Genomic DNA, 19,612 nt, shown 5'->3' with positions numbered 1-19,612 from the left:
ATTGGATACGACCTGCTGGATACGACCTGCTCATGGCCAATGCCTTCTTCTCCGATCTGCTCTCGACGATTTCCGAACGCGGCCGCGTCCTGCTCGGCCGCGCCAGCCCGGCCAACGACAAGCAGGATGCTTCCGAACTGCTGGAATTGTGCGAGGCGCTGTTATCCGGCCGCGGCGAAGCCTCCGGCACCGCGATGGCGCGCGAAGTGCTCGACCGCTACCATCATCTCGATGCCGCCGGGCGGCTGTCGTTCTTCCAGACGCTGGCCCGCGATTTTGGCCCCGATCACGCCAAACTGGCGCAGGCGATCGAAAGCTGGCGCGCCAAGGCCAATGGCGACGATGCCAGCGACCTGCATTTCGCGTCCGAGCCGCGCCGCCAGGAATTGATCCGCCGCCTCAATCGCGCGCCTGGCGGCACCGGCGAGCTGGTGTCGATCCGCTCGGATCTGCTTTCATTGATGAAGGGCAACAAGGACCTCGCCGCGCTCGATCGCGACGTGGTGCATCTGCTCTCGTCCTGGTTCAACAGGGGATTCCTCGTGCTGCGCAGGATAGACTGGTCGTCGCCGGCCAATATTCTGGAGAAGATCATCCGTTATGAGGCCGTGCACGAGATCCGCGATTGGGACGATCTGCGCCGCCGCATCGATCCGATCGATCGCCGCTGTTACGCCTTCTTCCATCCGGCGCTGGCCGACGAGCCGCTGATCTTCGTCGAGGTCGCGCTCACCGAAGCCATCCCGGGCGCAATCGCGCCGCTGCTGGCCGAAGAGCGCGAGCCGGTGCCGGTCGAGCGCGCCCGCACCGCGGTGTTCTATTCAATCTCCAACACCCAGCGCGGCCTTGGCGGCATCTCCTTCGGCAGCTTCCTGATCAAGCAGGTGGTCGAGGAGCTGCGCCGCGAATTGCCGAAGCTCGACAACTTCGTGACGCTATCGCCGGTGCCGGGCTTCATGCAGTGGGTCAAGCAGGCCGACGACGTGCCGCTCACCGAGGAGGACCGCCAGCTGCTGGAAAGCCTCGGCAAGCCCGACTGGTTCGAGAACGCCGAGCTCGCGACCCAGCTGCGCGCCGTACTGGAGCCGCTTGCCGCCTACTATTTCCTGAAGGCGCGCACGCCGAAGGGACGACTGATCGATTCGGTCGCGCGCTTCCATCTCGGCAACGGCGCACGCTTGGAGCGGATCAACTGGCTCGGCGATCTCTCGCCCAAGGGCCTGCGCGAATCCGCCGGCATCATGGTCAACTACCTCTACCGCCTCGACGACATCGAGAAGAACCACGAAGCCTACGCCAACAATGGCGAGGTGATCGCCTCGAGCGCGGTGAAGAAGCTGTTGAAGGGCGAAGGCCGGCGGCTGCTGGACATGCGGTTGGGGTGACAGGCCAACCCCTCTCTACGTCATTGCGAGCACACCTCTCTACCGTTGTCATGGCCGGGCTTGTCCCGGCCATCCACGTCTTTCTTGTAGACCGCGGCAAAGACGTGGATGCCCGGGACAAGCCCGGGCATGACGGTGAAAGCTAAAACCTCGCCCGCGCCATCAGCCTTACCGTGCGGCCCTGTCCCGGCGAGATATTGTTGTTGCCGTCAGCCGACGCCCAATAGCCCTTGTCGAAAATGTTCTCGATATTGAGCTGGGCGCTCCAGGTCTCGTCGATCTTGGCATAGATCGCCGCATCGAAGCGCACGAAGCCCGGCAGCCGCACCGTATCGTCGGACGAGGCGAAGGAATCGCCGAAATAGATTACGCCGAGCGCAGCCGCCCACATCGGCGTGAACTGATACTTGTTCCACCAGGCAAACTGATTGTACGGCACCAGCTGGACGCGGTTGCCAGGCACGACGGTCGCCGAGGTCGCGCCGGTGATCTTCGCGTCGGTGTAGGCATAGGCCAGCGACGACTGCCACTGCTCGGTGACATAGCCGGTCAGGCTCGCCTCGACGCCTCGCGTGAGCGTGCTGCCGGAGGGAAAGAAGAAGCCGGGATTGTTACCGTCGGCGATCGGCTGGTTGGTGCGGTTCAGATTGTAGACCGCGGTCGAGAACAACAGCTTCGGGTTGATGTTCCACTTCATGCCGAGCTCGACATTCTCGAAGCGCTGCGGCTGCAGGATCAGGGTGCCGTCGTTCAGCGCGCTGAACTGGTCGCCCGAGGCCGGCAGGAAGGAGACGCTGTAGGCGGTATAGACCGACATCGAATCGATCGGCTTGATGATCAGGGCGCCCTGCGGCGACACCAGATTGTCGACGCGATTGCGATTGATGTTGGTGTTCATGTCGGTGGCCGACATGTCGTAGCGATCGAACCGGGCGCCGGCGATGATCTGCACGGCGCGCGAAATCTCGATGGTGTCCCTGAGATAGCCGGACTGAATGTTCAGCGCATAGCGGCTGTTCGAATCGGGCGTGGTGACTCCGTCGCTGTTGGTGCCGGTGAAGTGGTGAAGAAACGTCACCGGGCCGAAATAGGTCGGCGCGAACGGGTTCTGCACGATGGTGTTGGTGCCGTTCGGGAACACGCCGGTGTTGCGGATATCGACGCCGGTCTGCCGGCCGAACTCGGTGCCGAAGCCGACGGTGTGGAACAGCGGCCCGGTCCAGGCCTTGTAGGTGAAATCGGTCTGGTTGAAGACATTGTCGCGGTTCGTCGTGTGCTGATAGGCGCCGAGATTGACCGCGGTGTCGGCAGGATTGACCGCGCCGGCGAGCGGACCGCCCGTTGGATAGACGTTCTGATAGAATTTCTGGTAGTCGGCGGCGATGGTGCCGTTGCGCACCGTCAGCCCGTTCTCGAAATCGTGCTCGATGATGGCCATGCCGGTCTGCACCGTCGCCTGCGCAGTGTTCAGGCTTGGGCTGCCGAAGAAGGTCGAGAAGTCGCCGTTCGGCGCGAACGGCGTGGTCGGGTTGAAGCGGGTCGCGCCGCCCGGCAGACCCTGCGAGGGATTGCCGCGATCGGCGGTGCGCTCGTCGTGAAAGTACTCGTAGCTCAGTTTGATTTTGGTGTTGTCGTCGGGCTTCAGCGTCACCGTCGGATTGATGCCGTAGCGCTCCAGATGATTGAAATCGCGGAAGGCGTCGGCACCCTCGTAGAACACGTTGAGCCTTGCTGCGACGTTGTCGTTGATCGCCTGTCCGGCATCGAGGCTGACGCGGCGATCGCCCCACGAGCCGGTCTGCGCCGTCGCCTCGTAGACGCGGTTGCCGTCGGCTTCCTTGAGGGTGCGGTTGAGCAGGCCGCCGCCGGCGCCGCGGCCGAAGGTCAGCGCGCTCGGCCCCTTCAGCACCTCGATGCTCTGGGCGTTGTACATGTCGCGGAAATACTGCACGTCGTCACGAAAGCCGTTGACGAAGAAGTTGGCGCTGGAATCGACGCCGCGGATCACGAGTTCGTCGCGATTGCCCTCGCCCTGATGCACGGCAACGCCGGGGACATAGCGGGTGACGTCGGTGAGGCCCTGATAGTTCTGGTCGCGGATCTGCTCCCGCGTGATCACGTTGAGCGATTGCGGGATGTTGACGATGGCGGTGTTGGTCCTGGTCGCAACCGACGTGCTGTTGGCGAAATAGCCCGATGTGCCGGTGCGGGCGTCCTGCGATTCCGCGAACGGTTTTGCCGCCGCCGCGGGCGCGATCCGCCGTGCCGTCTGGGTGCGGCGGCCTCGTGCTGCGGCGGTGTTACGCGATGTCGATGGTGCGTTGCGGCGACGTTGCGTGGCCGGCGCGGTGACGGTCACCGGCGGCAGCGACGAGGCGCCGGCCTGCGACGGCGCCGATTGCGCCTGTGCGGCAGATGTTGCGAGCGGAACGCTCAGCGCGAGATAGCTCGCCGTGAGCAGCGCAAGCAAGACAGTGCGACGATGGGCTTGTGTTCTTGATGTCATGACGTCGTCCCCAAGCAACTCTCGCCTTCGTTGAAGGCGATGCGCCGTCCTCTAGAGAGGTGAGGCGCTGTGCGTCCAGACGACGGGCGCGAGAAAATTTTTGCGTGACGACGGAATAAAATCGCGACGAATGGACGCGGGTACGCCGCGCGGCGAGCGCGGGGTTGGAAAAGTCAAGGATGCGAATGGTTTCTGTCGGCTTCCGGATTTGCGCCCGGAAACGAAGAGCGGCGCTTGCGCGCCGCACTTCTTGTAGCGATTCCAGATTGTAGCGGTTCTAAAACGATCAGGACGTCGCGGTCATGCGGTTGCGGACCGCGGCCGCAACCCCGCCGGCAGATGCGCGTCGATCCAGCCAGTGATCGCACGCTCGTGGCGATGGTAGAGCAGGCCTGCGGCGATCACGGCAATGCCGATCAGCGACAGCGAGAACGGAAACCACAGCGAGTCCTTGAAGACGACGTCGGCGAGATGGCCGAGATAGAGGCAGATGCCGAACGCGCCGAACACCGCATAGGCGCGCCGCATCAAAATCACGGCAATCACGATCAGGCCGACATTGAGCAGGCAATACACCGCCTTGCTCAATTCGGTTGAGCCTTCGGACGCGCTAATTCCGCCCCAGAACGCCATCAGGCCGAACAGATGCAGCCAGAACGCAAAGTCGCCGTTGCGGCTGCGATAGTCCACGATCCACGCGACCGCGAGCACGGCAAGCCCGAACCAGATCGATACCCTGCGGCGCATCTCGAAATCGGCGTGAGCCATGCCGCTGAACCACGGCGCCAGGTCCATCGACATGAACCACAGCGCGACCGAGATGATCGCGACGATGAAAGCGAAGCGGTAGTAGCGCAGCGCGACGATGCCGGCGGCGACGGTCGCGATCTCCATGAAGATCCAGCTGCCCTTCACCCAGACGTAGAAGTCCTGCACGGTTCCCGGCTTGCCGAACTTGCCCCACCAGCCAAGCTCGTCCTGGATGCCGTAGACCGCGAGCGGCGCCATCGAGACCGCGATCGCGATCAGCAGGCCGCCGGGAACCCGCAGATTCTTGTCGTGCCAGAGGTGGTGACCCGCCACGCTGAACCCGACCGCATAGGCGATCGCGCAGGCCGTGAGCGCGCGGCCGCCCATCTGGGTGAAGGCCAGGGTCGAGAACAGGCCCATGGCACCGATCACAATGAGCGCGCCGGCGTACCAGAGCACATGCGCGGCATCGAATTTGGCGGCGGGACTTGCATCGCCCGCCGAACCCTGCCCGGCGCTGCTCGCCAGGAAAGCGAGCAACCGTTCCAGATCGGCCGGGCTGATCACCCCGGCATTTGCGGCGTCCCGGAGATCCTTGGCTGAATATGGCATGCGGCTATCCTCACGGCCGGTTTTTGCGCCTGCTCCCGATCATCCGGGACAAAGACGCCCTGTTCTCATGAGTATATCCGGAAATGAGCAATGTTCAATAATTTCCTGAGCGTCGCTCACGAAATTTTGCGAGCAAGCTCATGCCCACCCGCGCCCAGCGGATCGGCACTCGCGGGCCGGACTTAGTCCGCCAGCGCCTTCATCTCCTTGTAGAGATCGGATTTGCCCTCGAAGCCGATGCCGGGAAGGTCGGGCATCACGATGTGGCCACCCTCGACGCGCACGCCGTCCGGGAACCCGCCATAGGGCTGGAACAGGTCGGGGTAGCTCTCGTTGCCGCCGAGGCCGAGGCCGGCCGCGATATTCAGCGACATCTGGTGGCCGCCATGCGGGATGCAGCGGCTCGGCGACCAGCCGTGGGTCTTCAGCACCTCGAGCGTGCGCTGATACTCGCAGAGCCCGTAGGACAGCGCGCAATCGAATTGCAGCCAGTCGCGGTCCGGCCGCATGCCGCCGTAGCGGATCAGGTTCCGCGCATCCTGGTGGCTGAACAGGTTCTCGCCGGTCGCCATCGCCCCCGGATAGAACTCGGCCAGCGCGGCCTGCAACGCGTAGTCGAGCGGGTCGCCGGCCTCCTCGTACCAGAACAGCGGATACTCGCGCAGCATCTTGGCGTAGGCGATCGCGGTCTCCAGATCGAAGCGGCCGTTGGCGTCGACCGCAAGCTGCGCCGCGCTGCCGATCTCCTTCAGCACCGCCTCGATGCGCTCGCGGTCCTCGGCAAGCGGCGCACCGCCGATCTTCATCTTCACGACGTTGTAGCCGCGGTCGAGATAGCCACGCATCTCCTTGCGCAGCGCGCCGAGGTCCTTGCCAGGATAGTAGTAGCCGCCGGCTGCGTAGACGAAGACGCGCGGATTGGCGGTGAGGCCGTGGCGCTCGGCGAGCAGCCGGAACAGCGGCTTGCCCGCGATCTTCGCCACCGCGTCCCACACCGCCATGTCGATGGTGCCGACCGCGACCGAGCGCTCGCCATGGCCGCCCGGCTTCTCGTTCGACATCAGCGTCGACCAGACCTTGTCCGGATCGAGATTGCCGCCATCGGCATCGAGCAGCGATTTCGGATCGGCTTCCTTGAGGCGCGGCGCAAAGCGCTCGCGGATCAGACCGCCCTGCCCGTAGCGGCCGTTGGAATTGAAGCCGTAGCCGACCACCCGCCTGCCGTCGCGCACCACGTCAGTGACCACGGCCACCAGGCTCGAGGTCATCTTTGTGAAGTCGATATAGGCGTTGCGGATCGGCGAGGAGATCGGTTTTGTGATTTCGCGGACGTCGACGATGCGGACGGACATGGCGCTGCTTTCGCAATTTGTTAGGCACGTCATTCCGGGGCGATGCGAAGCATCGAACCCGGAATCTCGAGATTCCGGGTCTGGTCCTTCGGACCATCCCGGAATGACGGTTGCTACGTCTTGTCCCGGAAATACGGCTCGACCGGCCCGTGCACCTTGATGGTCAGCGGATTGCCGTAACGGTCCTTGGCATTGCCGGCGGTGACGCGGACCCAGCCTTCGCTGATGCAGTACTCCTCGACATTGGTCTTCTCGACCCCCTTGAATCGGATGCCGACATCGCGGGCGAGAATATCCGCATTGTAGTACGGGCTGTTCGGATCGACCGAGAGGCGGTCGGGGAATTGGTCGTTGGTGTCGTTGTCGTCGCTCATAGCAGCGCCTCGATGTCCTTCCTCAATCCTTCGGGCCGGGCGGTCGGCGCGTGCCGCGCCACGACCTTGCCGGCGCGATCGACCAGGAACTTGGTGAAGTTCCATTTGATCGCGGGCCCGAGCAGGCCCGACTTCTCACGTTTCAGGTGTTCGTACAATGGATGCGCACCTGAGCCATTGACGTCGATCTTGGCGAACATCGGAAACGTGACGGCGTAGTTGGTCTCGCAGAACGCGGCGATCTGCTTCGCATCGCCCGGCTCCTGCGCGCCGAACTGGTTGCAGGGGAAGCCGAGCACGGCGAAGCCGCGCGGCGACAGGCCGGCGTGCAGCTCCTGCAGGCCCTTGTATTGCGGCGTGAACCCGCAGGCGCTCGCCGTGTTCACGATCAGCAGCACCTGGCCCTCGAACCGCTGCAGCGGCACGTCGTCGCCGGCGAGCGACTTGGCGGTGAAATCGTAAACGGTCGCCATCTCAGCTGACCGGATCGATCGGCGACGACGGCGTGCCGCCGGCCTCGACCGCCTCACCAGCGGCAAGGCAGAGATCCTCGCGGTAGCGTCCGGCCACCAGTTGCACGCCGACCGGGATCCGTCCGACGAGACCGGTGGAGACCACGAGCCCGGGAAGCCCCATGAACGGGATCGCAATCTGCGGCAGCTGCGCGTGCCACACCCGCGCGAACGACGCCTCGTCCTTGCGGTCGAGATGGTCGGGGAACGGCAGCTCGCCGGACACCGGCATCAGCAGCACCGGATATTTCTCGAAGAAGGCGAACCATTCGCGCGTCAGGGTCGCGCGGCGGGTCAGTGCCTGCGACAGGTCGAACGGATGCACCCGGGCGCGGACGCCGCGCAGGCAGGCCAGTGCGCCGGGATCGCCCTCGCGCTCGGCGAATGCGAGCTGGGCCTCATAGCCGTCGCCGAGCCAGAGCCGGGTCTGGATCTCGGCCGCCTCGCGCAAGGACGGCGTGTTTGCAATTTCCTCGACGATCCAGCCGGCCTTCTGCAAGCGCTTGCCGGCATCGGCCACCGCGGCGACCACTTCCGGCACCGGATTAAGACCGTCGGGATTGAGGCACATCGCAACGCGCTTCTCGCGCGGCGGGCCTTCGAGCGGCACCGGCGCATACCAGGGGTCGCGATAGTCCGGCGCCGACATCGCCGCGAGCGAGATGCGCAGATCGTTGATGGTGCGCGCCAGCGGGCCCGACACCGCGCTGATCTGCGGGCCGATCGGCCGCTCCGGCAAAGCCGAATTGAAGGCCGGGATACGGCCCATGCTTGGCCGCAGGCCGTGCACGCCGCAGGCATAGGCCGGATAGCGCACCGAGCCGGCGATATCGGTGCCGTGCGCGATGTGGCCGATGCCGGCCGCGACCGCCGAACCCGCGCCGCCGGACGAGCCGCCCGGGGTGATGCCGGGATCGCGCGGGTTCTTGGTGTCGCCGTGAATGAGGTTGGTGGTGAACCAGCGATAGGAGACCGCCGGACAATTGGTGCGGCCGAGCAGCACCGCGCCGGCCTTGCGCAGATTGGCGACCACCGGATTGTCGACCCTGGCGATGACGTCGCGCTGTGCCTTCAGCCCATTGGTGGTGGCGTAGCCCTCCTGGTCGACATTGACCTTGATGGTGACCGGCACGCCGGCGAGCGGCCCGACCGCCTCGCCGCGCGCAATGGCCGCATCGATCTTGGCCGCCTGCGCCAGCACGTCGTCCGGCCGGTGATCGACCACCGCGTTGAGCTTCGGGTTGACCGCGTCGAGCCGGGCGAGCCCCGCCTCCGCTGCCTCCTTCGCCGACACCTTCTTCGATTTGATGAGGCTGGCGAGCTCGGCCGCCGACAGACGCCAAATATCCTGCATGTGCAACTCCGTGTGACGCTGCGTTTTAGCGCCGCGCGGAGAACATGGCCAGCGGTCCGCCGCCTGATGTTTCAGCGGACATGCGCGATGTAATAGGCAAGGTCGCCGATCTGCTCCTTGGTGACCGTTTGCATCACGTCGGCCATGGTGGCGTCATAGCCATGGCGGCTGTTGTCCTTGTATTCGGCCAGCGTCTTGGCGAGGTAGTCCTCGCGCTGGTTGGCGATGCGCGGGACATTCTCCTTGCCGGAGAAATCGGTGTTGTGGCAGCTATTGCAGCGGTTCTGCTGCGCCAGCGCCTGGCCCCGCGCCATCCGCGCCGGATCGCCGGCGTCAGCGGGCGGCGTGGGCTTCGGCAGGGTCGCGATGAAATCCGAGAAGCTGCGCAAATCGTCGTCGGTCAGCGGCTTCGCCATCTCGTTCATCGGGTCGAACACCCGCAGCTTCTCGCGGAACATGAAGAGCTGGATCAGCGCATAGGGCGCCGTCTGGCCGCCAAGCGACGGCGTGTTCTCGGTCTCCGACGTGCCATGCTCGCCATGGCAGGCAAAGCACGCGGCGGCGCGCTCCTGGATGGTCTCGGCATTTGCGGAAAGAGCGGATGCAAACAGGAGCACAGGGATCATGAACTTACGCATCGGCTGCTCCTGACTTTCAGTGTCATTCCGGGGCGCCCGAAGGGCGAACCCGGAATCTCGAGATTCCGGGTCTGGTGCTGTCGCACCAGCCCGGAATGACGTTGGTGGTTGTTACTGATTGGCGACCTTCGGCTTGCCGTAGCTGACGCGATAGACCGCGCCGTTCCAGTCGTCGGAGACCAGCAGCGAGCCGTCCTTCAGCAGCATCACGTCGACCGGGCGGCCGACATACTTGTTGTCTTCGAGGAAGCCGGTCAGGAACGGCTCCATCGACTTCACGGTGCCGTCCTTGTTCAGCCTGACGGCGACCACGTCACCACCCTGCTTCTGCGACTTGTTCCAGGAGCCGTGACGCGCGACGAAGATCACGTTCTTGTAGGTCTTCGGGAACATGCTGCCGGTGTAGAAGCGCATGCCGAGCGACGCGGTATGCGGGCCCATCAGGCCGACCGGCGCGGTGTAGTCCTTGCAGGTCTTGCCCCAGCCGAGCTCCTGGTCGATGATGTTGCCCTGGTAGCAGTACGGCGCGCCGAAATCCTCGCCCGCCTTGGTGATGCGGTTGAGCTCGTCTTCCGGCACCGTCTCCGACAGCCAATCGCGGCCGTTGTCGGTGAAGTACATCTGCTTGTTCTCGGGATTCCAGTCGAAGCCGACCGTGTTGCGCACGCCGAGCGCGTAGACCTCGGCGCCGGAGCCATCGAGATTCATGCGGCGGATCTGGCCGTGGTCGGCATCATGCAGCACGTTGTTGCCGGGCTGTCCGACCGGAACATAAAGCTTGTTGTCGGGACCGACGGCGATGAACTTCCAGCCATGCGCCTCGTCCTTCGGCAGCTTGTCGTAGACGACGGTGGGCTTCGGCGGGTTGTCCAGATTGTCCTCGATCTTGTCGATCTTGGAGACCTTCGAGAGCTCGGCGATGTAGAGCGTGCCGTCCTTGAAGGCGACGCCGTTCGGACGATAGAGGCCGGAGGCGATCACCTTGACCGAGCGCTTGCCGTCCTTGTTGACGATCGCATAGACCTTGTCGACGAGGCGGCTGCCGACGAACACCGTGCCCTTGTCGCCGAGCGCCAGCGAGCGCGCATTGGCCATGCCGGCCGCATAGACCTCGACATTGAAGCCGGCCGGCACCTTGAGCTTGGCGAGCGGCAGCTTGTCGGGTGCGGACGGCAGCGGCGGCGGCGCCACCGGCGCGAGCTTGGCGGCGGCCTCGTTGTCCGGACGCCCGATCAAGGGCGAGCCCGGCGGCAGCGGCTGGGCGGCAGGGGCGGCACCTGCCGCCGGCGCGGCCGGCTGTTGCGCCGCAGCAGAGAGCGTGAACGCCCCGAGCATGACCCCCGCGAGCAGCAAGCTGCGCGGTGCGAACGAGTGTTTTTTCATGAAGATCTCCCCTCGGTGGAAGCCGTTGTTGATTGCGCCATTGACGTCGCCCGGCGCCGTTCGGCTTTCCGTTCATAGTCTTGCGAATTTGTCCGGACAATTGCAATCGGAAGCATGCCGGACATCGGCCAACGCATGGTTGTGGCCGCGCGGGGCCAGCGTCAGTGCCTTGTCATCGAGCGGTCCGGGCGATCGAGGATCGCCTCCGTGAATGGAAACTCCAGCACGACCTCGCCCTCGTCGTCGGTCACCTCGATCACGGCGCTGAGCAGCGCGCCGTCGGCGCCCTCGGTCTTGAGCAGTTCGCGAATCATCGCGCGCGCCATTTCCCACGCACGATCCGGGTCCCGCAGGATTTCGCCGTCGGGATCGGAGATCAGCTCGTCGCCGATACGGGTGTTGAAGAAATAGCGTGGCATCGGCTGAACTCGGCTCGGTTAGTCGCCTCCCGTCGCGGGGAAGCACAGGATCGTCACCGGGACCTTCGGAGGACCGCGGGGCTGCTGTTTACTTATTCCAACATCACCATTCACCGTGTGGCGAACAACAGGAAAAAGGTCTGATGCCACGGGCTTTTGACGGGAAACGCGCGCACAAATTTGTGAGTGGGTAAGATTTGCTTGCCGCAGTGCAGCATGCCCTTCGAGGCGGCACCTTACAGAAAATTTAACTGGCGAACTTTTCCAACCACAGTAGTTTAGCCTGCAGGGCGGAAAGTTCGTCCGGTTGCAACAAGGAGAGCCAAATGGCCTGGAAAGCACCGAAGATCGTCGAAGTGTCGGTCGGCATGGAAATCAACATGTATATGTGCGCAACCCGCAAGTAAGCGGCAGCGCCCTCTATACGTTTAGCGTTTTAGCGCAGGTGGACATCCGGGCGTAACGCGCTCCCGACCAAGGGAGTGTGTTTCAAATCCGGAGTCCACCTCGTAACGTTTCTGGGTCCAACAAACTTCTCCAGGCCAAGCTTCTCCAGGGGACGGATCATGCTTCGTGTCGTCGTCCTGGGTGCCGCGGCGGGTGGCGGCGTTCCGCAGTGGAACTGCGGCTGTGCCGTCTGCAGGACGGCGCGAAGCGACCATCCCGAACTGCAGAGCACGCAAGCCTCGATCGCGGTCAGCGGCGATGGCGTGCACTGGTTCCTGGTCAATGCGTCCCCGGATCTGCGCCAGCAGTTGATTGCCACGCCGCAGCTGCATCCGAAGCACGGCGCACTGCGCCATAGCCCGATCGCGGGCGTCATCCTCACCAATGGCGAGATCGACGCGGTCGCAGGGCTATTGTCGATGCGCGAGGGTTCGCCATTTGCGATCTACGCGCATGAGCGGGTGCTGGCGATCCTGCGCGCGAACAGCATCTTCAACGTGCTCAGCGACAAGAACGTCGACCGCCGGCCGATCGCGGTCGACCAGGCCTTCGAACCGGCCCTGCCCGACGGATCGCCGTCCGGGCTCGAGGTGCTGCCGTTCGAGGTTCCCGGCAAGGGCGCGTGGTATCTCGAGGGCAAGGCGCATCCGGCGGGCGCCGACGGCGTCGGCGATACGCTCGGCCTGCGTATTGCGGACCGGCGCAGCGGCAAATATTTCTACTTCCTGGCCGCCTGCGCACGGGTGACTGACGACCTGAAATCACGGCTCAAGGGCGCCCCGCTGGTGTTTTTCGACGGCACGGTGTGGCGCGACGACGAACTGATCGCGGCGGGCCTTGGCAACAAGACCGGCCAAGGCATGGGCCATATCGCGATGTCGGGCGATCAGGGTGCGATCGAAAGCCTCGCCGGGCTCGACATCGGACGAAAAGTGTTTTTGCATATCAACAACTCCAACCCGGCGCTGCTTGGGACCTCGGCCGAACGCAAGGCGGCCGAACAGGCGGGCTGGCAGATTCCCTCCGACGGAACGGAGATCGTGCTGTGAATGTCGTGCTGACCTCAGGAATGACCGCGCTCTCGATCGGCAAGGGCATCACGCTCGACAGTGCCGAGGAGATGGAGGCGACGCTGCGCACGATCGGTGCCACGCGGTATCACAGCCTGCACCCGTTCCACCGCCTGCTGCACGGCGGCAAGCTCAACAAGGGCCAGGTCCAGGCCTGGGCGCTGAACCGCTATTACTACCAGAGCACGATCCCGCTGAAGGACGCGATGGTGATCTCGCGCTTCCGCGACCGCAACACAAGGATCGAATGGCGCCACCGCATCGAGGATCACGACGGCGATCTCGGCAATGAAGGCGGCATCGAGCGCTGGCTGAAGTTGACAGAAGGCCTCGGGCTCGACACGGCCTATGTGGAGTCAACCGAAGGCATTCTGCCGGCGACGCGCTTCGCCGTCGAAGCCTATGTGCATTTCTGCCGCGACCGCACGCCGCTGGAGGCGATCGCCTCCTCGCTCACCGAACTGTTCGCGCCGAACCTGCACGAGGAGCGCATCTCGGGGATGCTGAAGCACTACGACTTCGTCAACCCCGACATCATGAGCTATTTCAGCCGCCGCCTGACCCAGGCGCCGCGCGACGCCGGCTTCGCGCTTGATTATGTCAAGCAGCACGCCAAGACGCCGGCGGAGCGCGAAGCGGTCTGCAATGCGCTGATCTTCAAGACCAACGTGCTGTGGGTGCAGCTCGACGCGCTGTATCATGCGTATGTCGACGGCCAGATTCCGCCCGGCGCGTTCGTGCCGAAGACAGGTTAGAGCATGATCCGGAAAAGTGGGAGCCGGTTTTCCGAAAGATCATGCTCAGACAAAGAGACTTAGATCATGGCCAGCCGCAACATCAGCGTCAGCGAGACCAGCCGGCCGAAACTGCCGCGCCATACCAAGCTGAAATTCGACGAGACGCGGCAGGTCTGGGTGATCCTGGCGCCGGAGCGCGTGCTGGCGCCGGATGAGATCGCGGTCGAGGTGCTGCAGCTGTGTGACGGCATGCGCAGTGTCGCCGAGATGGTGGACCAGCTCGCCGAAAAATACGCCGCCCCACGCGAGGCGATCGCGACCGACGTGATCGCGATGCTGCAGGATCTGGCCGACAAGGGTTTTCTCACCGAAGCGCGCGAGAGCACAGCATGAGTGACACGCTCGCCGACAACAAGACGACAGCGCCGGGCCCGAGCGCAGCCCCAAGTGATGGGCTCGCCGTGCTGGAGAGCCGCCGTTCGGCGGCCGAGACCTACGGCATCCCGCTCGCGGTGCTGCTCGAGATCACCCACCGCTGCCCGCTGCAATGCCCCTACTGCTCGAACCCGGTCGAGCTCGACCGCGGCTCGACCGAGCTCACCACCGACGAATGGAAGAAGGTGCTGAGCGAGCTTGCCGAGCTCGGCGTGCTGCAGATCCATTTCTCCGGCGGCGAGCCGACCGCGCGCAAGGACATCGTCGAGCTGGTGCAGCACGCGACCGATGTCGGGCTCTATTCCAACCTGATCACCTCGGCCGTGCTGTTGACCAGGGACAAGCTTTCGGCGCTGGCCGACGCCGGCCTCAGCCATGTGCAGATCAGTTTTCAGGGCAACGAGCCCAACGTCGCCGACCGCGTGGCCGGGCTGAAGGACGCGCACAAGAAGAAGCTCGAGGTCGCCAAATGGACGCGCGAGCTCGAATTGCCGCTCACGGTGAATGCGGTGATGCACCGGCAGAACCTGCATCAGCTGACCGACATCATCCAGATGGCGGTCGACCTCGACGCCGACCGGCTCGAGGTCGCCAACGTGCAGTATTACGGCTGGGCGCTGAAGAACCGTGCCGCGCTGATGCCGACGATCGAGCAGATCGAGGAGACCAGCCGCATCGTCGAGGAAGCCCAAATGCGCCTGAAGGGCACGCTTGCGATCGACTATGTGGTGCCGGATTACTACGCGCTGCGGCCGAAGAAATGCATGGGCGGCTGGGGCCGCCAGTTCTTCAACATCTCGCCGGCCGGCAAGGTGCTGCCGTGCCACGCCGCCGAAAGCATCACCGGGCTCGAATTCGAATCGGTGCGCTCGAACCATTCGATCGCCTGGATCTGGCAGAACTCGGAGGCCTTCAACCGCTATCGCGGCACCGGCTGGATGCCGGAGCCGTGCAAGAGTTGCGAATTCCGCGAGATCGATTACGGCGGCTGCCGCTGCCAGGCCTTTGCGCTGACCGGCGATGCCGGCAACACGGACCCGGCCTGCGCGCTGTCGCCGCGACACGAGGAGATCTTCAAGCAGGCCGAGCAGGAATCCGCCGGCACGCAGAACCGCTTCCTGTATCGTAACTTCGCCGGCGGCACGTTGGAGACGGAAGCCCCCCGGAACGAATCCCAGGACAAGCGCAATGGCGCCTGACGCCGACGTCGGCAAGGCCGCGAGGCGTGCCGATCCCTTTGCGCCGCTGACGTCGGAATGGCTCGACGTCGGCGATGGCCACGATCTCCATGTCGAGAGCGTCGGGCGCGAGGGCGGCATTCCCGCGGTCTATCTGCATGGCGGCCCCGGTAGCGGCTGCCAGCCCGATCATCGCCGGCTGTTCGATCCCGAGCGCTTTCACGCCGTGCTGTTCGACCAGCGCGGCTGCGGCCGCAGCCGGCCGAAGGGCAGCCGCGACAACAACACGACGCAGCACCTGATCGCGGACATGGAGAAGATCCGCGAGCGCTTCGGCTTCGCGCGCTGGATGGTGGTCGGCGGCTCTTGGGGCGCGACGCTGGCGCTGGCCTATGCGCAGGCCCATCCCGAGCGGGTCAGCGGGCTCGCACTGCGCGCGACGTTTCTCGGCACAGCCGAGGAGCTGGACGACGTTTTCCTGCGCGCCCTGCCGCGCTTCTATCCCGCCCTCCACGAGGACTTCCTCAACTTCCTGCCCGAGAGCGAGCGCGCAGCACCGCTTGCGGCCTATTATCGCCGCATCCTCGATCCCGACGCCGCCGTGCATGCGCCGGCCGCGCGCGCCTGGCACGACACCGAACGCGCGTTGTCGGAGCACACGCCGAAGCAGACGCGGCTCGATCTCAAGGCCTCAGGCGCCCTGCCCTCGACGCCGTTCATGGAGGCGCACTACTTCGCCAACGATTGCTTCATGCGGCCGCATCAATTGATGAGTGAGGCCGGCAAGCTCGCCGGCATTCCCGGCATCCTGGTGCAGGGCCGCTACGATCTGTTGTGCCCGCCCGCAACATCGCACGCGCTCGCCGCGCGCTGGCCGGGCAGCGAGGTCCGCATCATCGATGGCGCCGGCCACATCCTCTACGATCCCGGCATCCGCAACGCCGTGATGAAGGCGATCGCCGACCTCGCGGCCAAGCGCTAGACCGCCGGCGGAACGCACCCGACGTCAAGGAGCCGGTGAAGAACTCGACCGGCTCCCTTGCTTCCCTCAATGTTTGCACTTGCCGGGAGGACATGCCGGCGCTGCCCGTGGCGCGGCCGCGGGCCTTGGCGGCGCCGCCATCCGCGGTGGCGGCGCTGCATGTTGCACCTGCATCGCCGGCCGAGGCGGCGGCGCGGCGCGCGGAGCCGGTGCCGGCGCCGGACGCGGCGGCAAAGCCGCAGCACGAGGTGGCGGGGCAACCGGCCGCGGCGGGGGAGCCGCAGCCCGCACGGGCGGAGCTGCGGCATGGACCGGCGGAGCTGCCGCATGCGTCGGCGCGGGCCGGGAGACCGGCGCCGGCGACACTGCGGCGCGCGCGGGTGCCGGGTGCGCCGCCGGCGTCGGCCGTGTCGACATCGCGCTGTTCGCCGGCGACGGCGCCGCCGAGGGCTTCACGTTTGCGGTCGGCGCGGTCGCCGCATGCGGAAGCGGTTGCGCACCTGGCTTGCCGGCGGCCGCGGGTGAGGCGGGCGCGTTTGTCGCCGGCGCGGCACCGGGCTTGGCCGGAGGAGCAGGCTGCGCATTGGCAGGCGCCATGGCAGTCGCCGGCTTGCCCGGCACCACCGCATTCGGCTTTGCGCCAGGTTGCGCGGCGCCGGGTTGTGCGGCTCCCGGCGGCACAGCGCCATGCTGCATGGCATTGGCCGGTGCGGTCGCCGACTGCGGCAGCGGCGGTCCATTTTTCGCGCCCGGCAGGGTATGCGCACCCGGCGTGCCCGGCGCGCCCATCGCATTCGGAGCGGCGGCAGCATTCGGAGTGGCAGCAGCGTTCGGCGCCGCGGCAGCGTTCGGTGCGGCGCGCGGAGCTCCCATCGCCGCGCCCTGCGCGGGCGTCGCGCCTTGCGGAGCGCCCGGCAGATTGGCGCGCTGCATCGCCGCGGCCGGCAGTCGCGGTGCCGCCGTCACCGGCGCGCCGCCCATCGCCGCCGTCACCCCGGCCGCATGGAGCTGCGCCGGCGTCGGGTTGGGATTGTTGATGACCGTGTTGATGACCGTGGTGTTGTGGATGTTGTTGAACACGATGTTGTTCTGCGGCGGCACGACATAGGCCGGTGCGGCGACATAGGCCGGCATCGCCACGAACATCGGCGTCGGCAGCACGTACAGGCCGATCGGCGGCGGCGGTGGCGGCAGCACGACGAAGTCCGGCGGCGGCGGCGGCAGGAAGAACACCGGCGGCGGCGGTGGCGGCGCGAAGGCGAACACCGGATCGCTGTAATACAGCACCGGGCGGTCGACATAGTCGATCTCGTCGGGCGGCGGCGGCGGCACGTCGTAGTCGAGCACCGTGAACTGCGCCGGCGGCTCCAGCGCGGCCGACAGATAGGCGAGCCGGCGCCGGCAGTCGTAGGCATGCGGCCCGCGCGGATAGCGCCGCAGATACGACCAATACGCATCAGTCGAGTCGGCGTTGTAGGTGCGCCGCCAGGTGATCGCCTCGCGCCGCGCCGCCACGATCGCGCGCACGCGCTTGGCCAGCGGATCGTTCGGATAGGCCTGCAGGTAATCCTCGTAGCCCTGCAGCGTGTCGCGCTCCAGCGCCGCGGCGTAGGCATCCTGCGCCGAGAAATCGCGGATCGGCATGGTGCGCAGCCCGGCATCGACCTGCTGCGGCGGCGCGTCCGGCTTGCGCTCGAAGAACATGAAGGGCGCGTCGACCTTGTGCGCATCCCACGGGATCTCGGCGCCCTTGGTCATCTCGTTGACCCGCAGGCGGACGCGGTCGAACACCTCGGGCAGAGTCAGGCCGCCGGTGCGGATCATTTCCGCCAGTGCTTGCGCGTAAGGCCCGTAGGGCGGCGCACCGTCAGGAGCAACGGTGCCGGGCGCCGAGTTGAAGGCGATCAGCATCTTCGGATCGGGATCGACCAGCGCAAGACCGCCGGCCAGCGGCTGGCCTTCCTTGGCGAAGGGATTGCTGCGCGCCGCATCGAGCACGATCACGCCGGCCTTGATCGGCAGCGCCGAGAGTTGGTGGCTGTAGTCGGAGATGCGGATCGCCTCGACCGGCACGTCGGTGTCGCGGGCAATCTTGGCATCGACCGGCACGAAATAGTTCTCGCCGGTGAGCTGCACGCCGTAACCGGCGAGATAGACGAAGGCGACGGCATTGGGCCCCGCCTCCTGCACCTTCTGGATGAAATCGCGGAACGATTTGCGCAGCGTCTCGCCGTCGAGATCGCGTGCGCCGATCACGTCGAAGCCGGCGGCCTGCAAGGTCTGCGCGATCAGACCGGCGTCGTTCGCGGCGGTCTGCAACGCGCCGGCCTCATAGGCGCCGTTGCCGACGACAAGTGCGAGACGCTTTTCCTGATCCTGCGCATGCACGGGAAGCGAGGCGAGCGACACCAGACCGACGATCAATGCCCACAGAATGCGTGCCATGGTGGTCGTCCCTTTTCTTCTCGAGAGTTGGCGTAACGAATGAAATGCTACCTCTGTGAACCGGTGCTGAACAGCATTGCAGCAATTGTGGCAATCCTTGGTCTGTGGTGACGGGAACCGGCTTCCCTGGTTTGCGCGATCAGGCGATATTGCGCGGATAAAACAGGCAAAAAAGGAGCACTCGATGCCAATCGCCGGACAAGGCATGCTGCTGACTTCGATGGATATCGACAGCTTGCACGAAGCTGAATTCAATCGCTGGTACGACCGCGAGCATCTCGAGGAACGGGTCGCCATCGACGGCTTCCTGGAAGCCCGCCGCTACGTCGCCCATGACGGCAAGCCGAAATATCTCAGCCTCTACTCGACCGCGACCTTCGATGTGCTCGAGAGCCTGGCCTATCGCAAGGCGCTCGCCAACCAGACCGACTGGTCGAAGGCCAATATCGCGCGCTTTCAGAACATGATCCGCGGGGTCGCGCGCATCACAATCAGCCGCGGCGTCGGCAGGGGCGCAGCCCTCGGCATCATCCGCCTGCGCCCGCCCGCCGAAGGCGCGGACAAACTTCGCGCTGCATTGCGGGAGCAACTCGATCCAGCTTCGCGCGACGGCATCATCTCGATGCACCTTCTGGAGAACGACCCTGACCTGTCGAAACCGCTCACGCCGGATGCGGCGAAACCCGATCCCGGGGCCGGCGACTGGTTCGTGCTGATCGACGCCACCGACGTCGGCGCGATCCCCGCAGCGGCCGCAGGCATCACCGGCAATGCAGCCTTGAAGCCGCTCGTGGTCACCAGCGGCGTCTACAGGCTGTTGTGGGATATCGCGAAGAGCGACCTTCCGCGCGAGTAAGCCTGATCCGAAAGCGTGCGAAGCGCTTTCCCGAAAAACATCTTCTCAAGCAAACGTGGCGGTGCAGATCATGCTGCACCGCCACATAACGCAATCGAGATTAACGCTACACGCGCATCAGCCGCGCGAAAGCTGATGATCGGACAATTTAGCCTTTGCCTTCTCTGGAACGGCTCT

At 65.3% G+C, this 19,612-nt stretch carries 18 protein-coding genes; 8 read left to right on the top strand and 10 right to left on the bottom strand.

Annotated features, from left to right (window positions below; translation table 11 throughout):
• Positions 1-32 precede the first annotated feature (32 nt).
• On the top strand, positions 33-1,385 hold the full coding sequence (locus J2R76_RS38185) for a malonyl-CoA decarboxylase (RefSeq protein ID WP_057014905.1): 1,353 nt from the start codon (positions 33-35) through the stop codon (positions 1,383-1,385).
• Between the two features lie 142 nt (positions 1,386-1,527).
• Here J2R76_RS38185 and J2R76_RS38180 read toward each other — a convergent pair whose 3' ends face one another.
• The 9 genes from J2R76_RS38180 to J2R76_RS38140 all read right to left on the bottom strand — a co-directional run bounded on the left by J2R76_RS38180 (position 1,528) and on the right by J2R76_RS38140 (position 11,285).
• Positions 1,528-3,891 (bottom strand): TonB-dependent siderophore receptor, encoded by a 2,364-nt coding sequence (locus J2R76_RS38180; RefSeq protein ID WP_253625788.1) that lies wholly within the window; start codon positions 3,889-3,891, stop codon positions 1,528-1,530.
• Between the two features lie 300 nt (positions 3,892-4,191).
• The gene (locus J2R76_RS38175) at positions 4,192-5,253 is read right to left on the bottom strand and encodes a hypothetical protein (RefSeq protein WP_229192181.1); all 1,062 of its coding nucleotides are present in this window, start codon (positions 5,251-5,253) and stop codon (positions 4,192-4,194) included.
• Between the two features lie 182 nt (positions 5,254-5,435).
• Positions 5,436-6,605: a mandelate racemase/muconate lactonizing enzyme family protein gene (locus tag J2R76_RS38170; RefSeq protein ID WP_253625787.1), complete on the bottom strand. Its 1,170-nt coding sequence runs from the start codon at positions 6,603-6,605 to the stop codon at positions 5,436-5,438.
• A 113-nt stretch (positions 6,606-6,718) separates the two neighbouring features.
• Positions 6,719-6,979 (bottom strand): DUF3297 family protein, encoded by a 261-nt coding sequence (locus tag J2R76_RS38165; RefSeq protein WP_253625786.1) that lies wholly within the window; start codon positions 6,977-6,979, stop codon positions 6,719-6,721.
• Positions 6,976-7,452, bottom strand: coding sequence for a glutathione peroxidase (locus tag J2R76_RS38160; RefSeq protein WP_028332658.1), 477 nt, complete (start codon positions 7,450-7,452; stop codon positions 6,976-6,978). Before J2R76_RS38160 ends, J2R76_RS38165 begins: the two co-directional genes overlap by 4 nt.
• Before the next feature lies 1 nt (position 7,453).
• Positions 7,454-8,845 (bottom strand): amidase family protein, encoded by a 1,392-nt coding sequence (locus J2R76_RS38155; RefSeq protein ID WP_253625785.1) that lies wholly within the window; start codon positions 8,843-8,845, stop codon positions 7,454-7,456.
• Positions 8,846-8,916: 71 nt separating this feature from the next.
• Positions 8,917-9,483, bottom strand: a complete 567-nt coding sequence (locus J2R76_RS38150; RefSeq protein WP_253625784.1) for a c-type cytochrome — start codon at positions 9,481-9,483, stop codon at positions 8,917-8,919.
• Positions 9,484-9,594: 111 nt separating this feature from the next.
• Positions 9,595-10,866 (bottom strand): sorbosone dehydrogenase family protein, encoded by a 1,272-nt coding sequence (locus J2R76_RS38145; RefSeq protein WP_253625783.1) that lies wholly within the window; start codon positions 10,864-10,866, stop codon positions 9,595-9,597.
• A 161-nt stretch (positions 10,867-11,027) separates the two neighbouring features.
• Complete coding sequence (locus tag J2R76_RS38140; RefSeq protein ID WP_028332662.1) at positions 11,028-11,285, bottom strand: DUF6894 family protein; 258 nt, start codon at positions 11,283-11,285, stop codon at positions 11,028-11,030.
• A 326-nt stretch (positions 11,286-11,611) separates the two neighbouring features.
• Between J2R76_RS38140 and pqqA the strand changes: the two genes are divergently transcribed.
• From pqqA to pip, 6 genes are all read left to right on the top strand, one after another.
• On the top strand, positions 11,612-11,692 hold the full coding sequence (gene pqqA / locus J2R76_RS38135) for a pyrroloquinoline quinone precursor peptide PqqA (RefSeq protein ID WP_035635412.1): 81 nt from the start codon (positions 11,612-11,614) through the stop codon (positions 11,690-11,692).
• 159 nt (positions 11,693-11,851) lie between these two features.
• Entirely contained in the window at positions 11,852-12,781 is a 930-nt protein-coding gene (pqqB, locus tag J2R76_RS38130) for a pyrroloquinoline quinone biosynthesis protein PqqB (protein WP_253625782.1), read from the top strand.
• 20 nt (positions 12,782-12,801) lie between these two features.
• Positions 12,802-13,557 (top strand): pyrroloquinoline-quinone synthase PqqC, encoded by a 756-nt coding sequence (gene pqqC / locus J2R76_RS38125; protein ID WP_076865727.1) that lies wholly within the window; start codon positions 12,802-12,804, stop codon positions 13,555-13,557.
• Positions 13,558-13,623: 66 nt separating this feature from the next.
• On the top strand, positions 13,624-13,932 hold the full coding sequence (gene pqqD, locus J2R76_RS38120) for a pyrroloquinoline quinone biosynthesis peptide chaperone PqqD (protein WP_057014898.1): 309 nt from the start codon (positions 13,624-13,626) through the stop codon (positions 13,930-13,932).
• Positions 13,929-15,173 carry a pyrroloquinoline quinone biosynthesis protein PqqE gene (pqqE, locus tag J2R76_RS38115; RefSeq protein WP_253625781.1) on the top strand — a complete coding sequence of 415 codons (1,245 nt, stop codon included), beginning with the start codon at positions 13,929-13,931 and terminating at the stop codon, positions 15,171-15,173. The genes pqqD and pqqE overlap by 4 nt, the downstream gene beginning before the upstream one ends.
• Complete coding sequence (gene pip / locus J2R76_RS38110) at positions 15,163-16,134, top strand: prolyl aminopeptidase (protein WP_168856938.1); 972 nt, start codon at positions 15,163-15,165, stop codon at positions 16,132-16,134. Before pqqE ends, pip begins: the two co-directional genes overlap by 11 nt.
• Before the next feature lie 66 nt (positions 16,135-16,200).
• Here pip and J2R76_RS38105 read toward each other — a convergent pair whose 3' ends face one another.
• A complete protein-coding gene (locus J2R76_RS38105) occupies positions 16,201-18,579 on the bottom strand; it encodes a caspase family protein (protein WP_253625780.1) in 2,379 nt (792 codons plus the stop codon).
• A 184-nt stretch (positions 18,580-18,763) separates the two neighbouring features.
• Here J2R76_RS38105 and J2R76_RS38100 point away from each other — a divergent pair, with 184 nt between their 5' ends.
• Positions 18,764-19,435, top strand: a complete 672-nt coding sequence (locus J2R76_RS38100) for a DUF4286 family protein (RefSeq protein WP_253625779.1) — start codon at positions 18,764-18,766, stop codon at positions 19,433-19,435.
• The last annotated feature ends 177 nt before the right edge of the window (positions 19,436-19,612 follow it).

The sequence above is a fragment of the Bradyrhizobium sp. USDA 4532 genome (assembly GCF_024171315.1).
GTDB lineage: Bacteria > Pseudomonadota > Alphaproteobacteria > Rhizobiales > Xanthobacteraceae > Bradyrhizobium > Bradyrhizobium australafricanum.
Note: the sequence above shows the minus strand (reverse complement) of the source record. Positions and strands in the feature narration are given on the sequence as shown.

Coding starts and splice junctions, on each gene's coding strand:
- J2R76_RS38185 (WP_057014905.1), top strand. CDS start 33: ATGGCCAATGCCTTCTTCTCCGATCTGCTCTCGACGATTTCCGAACGC.
- J2R76_RS38180 (WP_253625788.1), bottom strand. CDS start 3,891: ATGACATCAAGAACACAAGCCCATCGTCGCACTGTCTTGCTTGCGCTG.
- J2R76_RS38175 (WP_229192181.1), bottom strand. CDS start 5,253: ATGCCATATTCAGCCAAGGATCTCCGGGACGCCGCAAATGCCGGGGTG.
- J2R76_RS38170 (WP_253625787.1), bottom strand. CDS start 6,605: ATGTCCGTCCGCATCGTCGACGTCCGCGAAATCACAAAACCGATCTCC.
- J2R76_RS38165 (WP_253625786.1), bottom strand. CDS start 6,979: ATGAGCGACGACAACGACACCAACGACCAATTCCCCGACCGCCTCTCG.
- J2R76_RS38160 (WP_028332658.1), bottom strand. CDS start 7,452: ATGGCGACCGTTTACGATTTCACCGCCAAGTCGCTCGCCGGCGACGAC.
- J2R76_RS38155 (WP_253625785.1), bottom strand. CDS start 8,845: ATGCAGGATATTTGGCGTCTGTCGGCGGCCGAGCTCGCCAGCCTCATC.
- J2R76_RS38150 (WP_253625784.1), bottom strand. CDS start 9,483: ATGCGTAAGTTCATGATCCCTGTGCTCCTGTTTGCATCCGCTCTTTCC.
- J2R76_RS38145 (WP_253625783.1), bottom strand. CDS start 10,866: ATGAAAAAACACTCGTTCGCACCGCGCAGCTTGCTGCTCGCGGGGGTC.
- J2R76_RS38140 (WP_028332662.1), bottom strand. CDS start 11,285: ATGCCACGCTATTTCTTCAACACCCGTATCGGCGACGAGCTGATCTCC.
- pqqA (WP_035635412.1), top strand. CDS start 11,612: ATGGCCTGGAAAGCACCGAAGATCGTCGAAGTGTCGGTCGGCATGGAA.
- pqqB (WP_253625782.1), top strand. CDS start 11,852: ATGCTTCGTGTCGTCGTCCTGGGTGCCGCGGCGGGTGGCGGCGTTCCG.
- pqqC (WP_076865727.1), top strand. CDS start 12,802: ATGACCGCGCTCTCGATCGGCAAGGGCATCACGCTCGACAGTGCCGAG.
- pqqD (WP_057014898.1), top strand. CDS start 13,624: ATGGCCAGCCGCAACATCAGCGTCAGCGAGACCAGCCGGCCGAAACTG.
- pqqE (WP_253625781.1), top strand. CDS start 13,929: ATGAGTGACACGCTCGCCGACAACAAGACGACAGCGCCGGGCCCGAGC.
- pip (WP_168856938.1), top strand. CDS start 15,163: ATGGCGCCTGACGCCGACGTCGGCAAGGCCGCGAGGCGTGCCGATCCC.
- J2R76_RS38105 (WP_253625780.1), bottom strand. CDS start 18,579: ATGGCACGCATTCTGTGGGCATTGATCGTCGGTCTGGTGTCGCTCGCC.
- J2R76_RS38100 (WP_253625779.1), top strand. CDS start 18,764: ATGCCAATCGCCGGACAAGGCATGCTGCTGACTTCGATGGATATCGAC.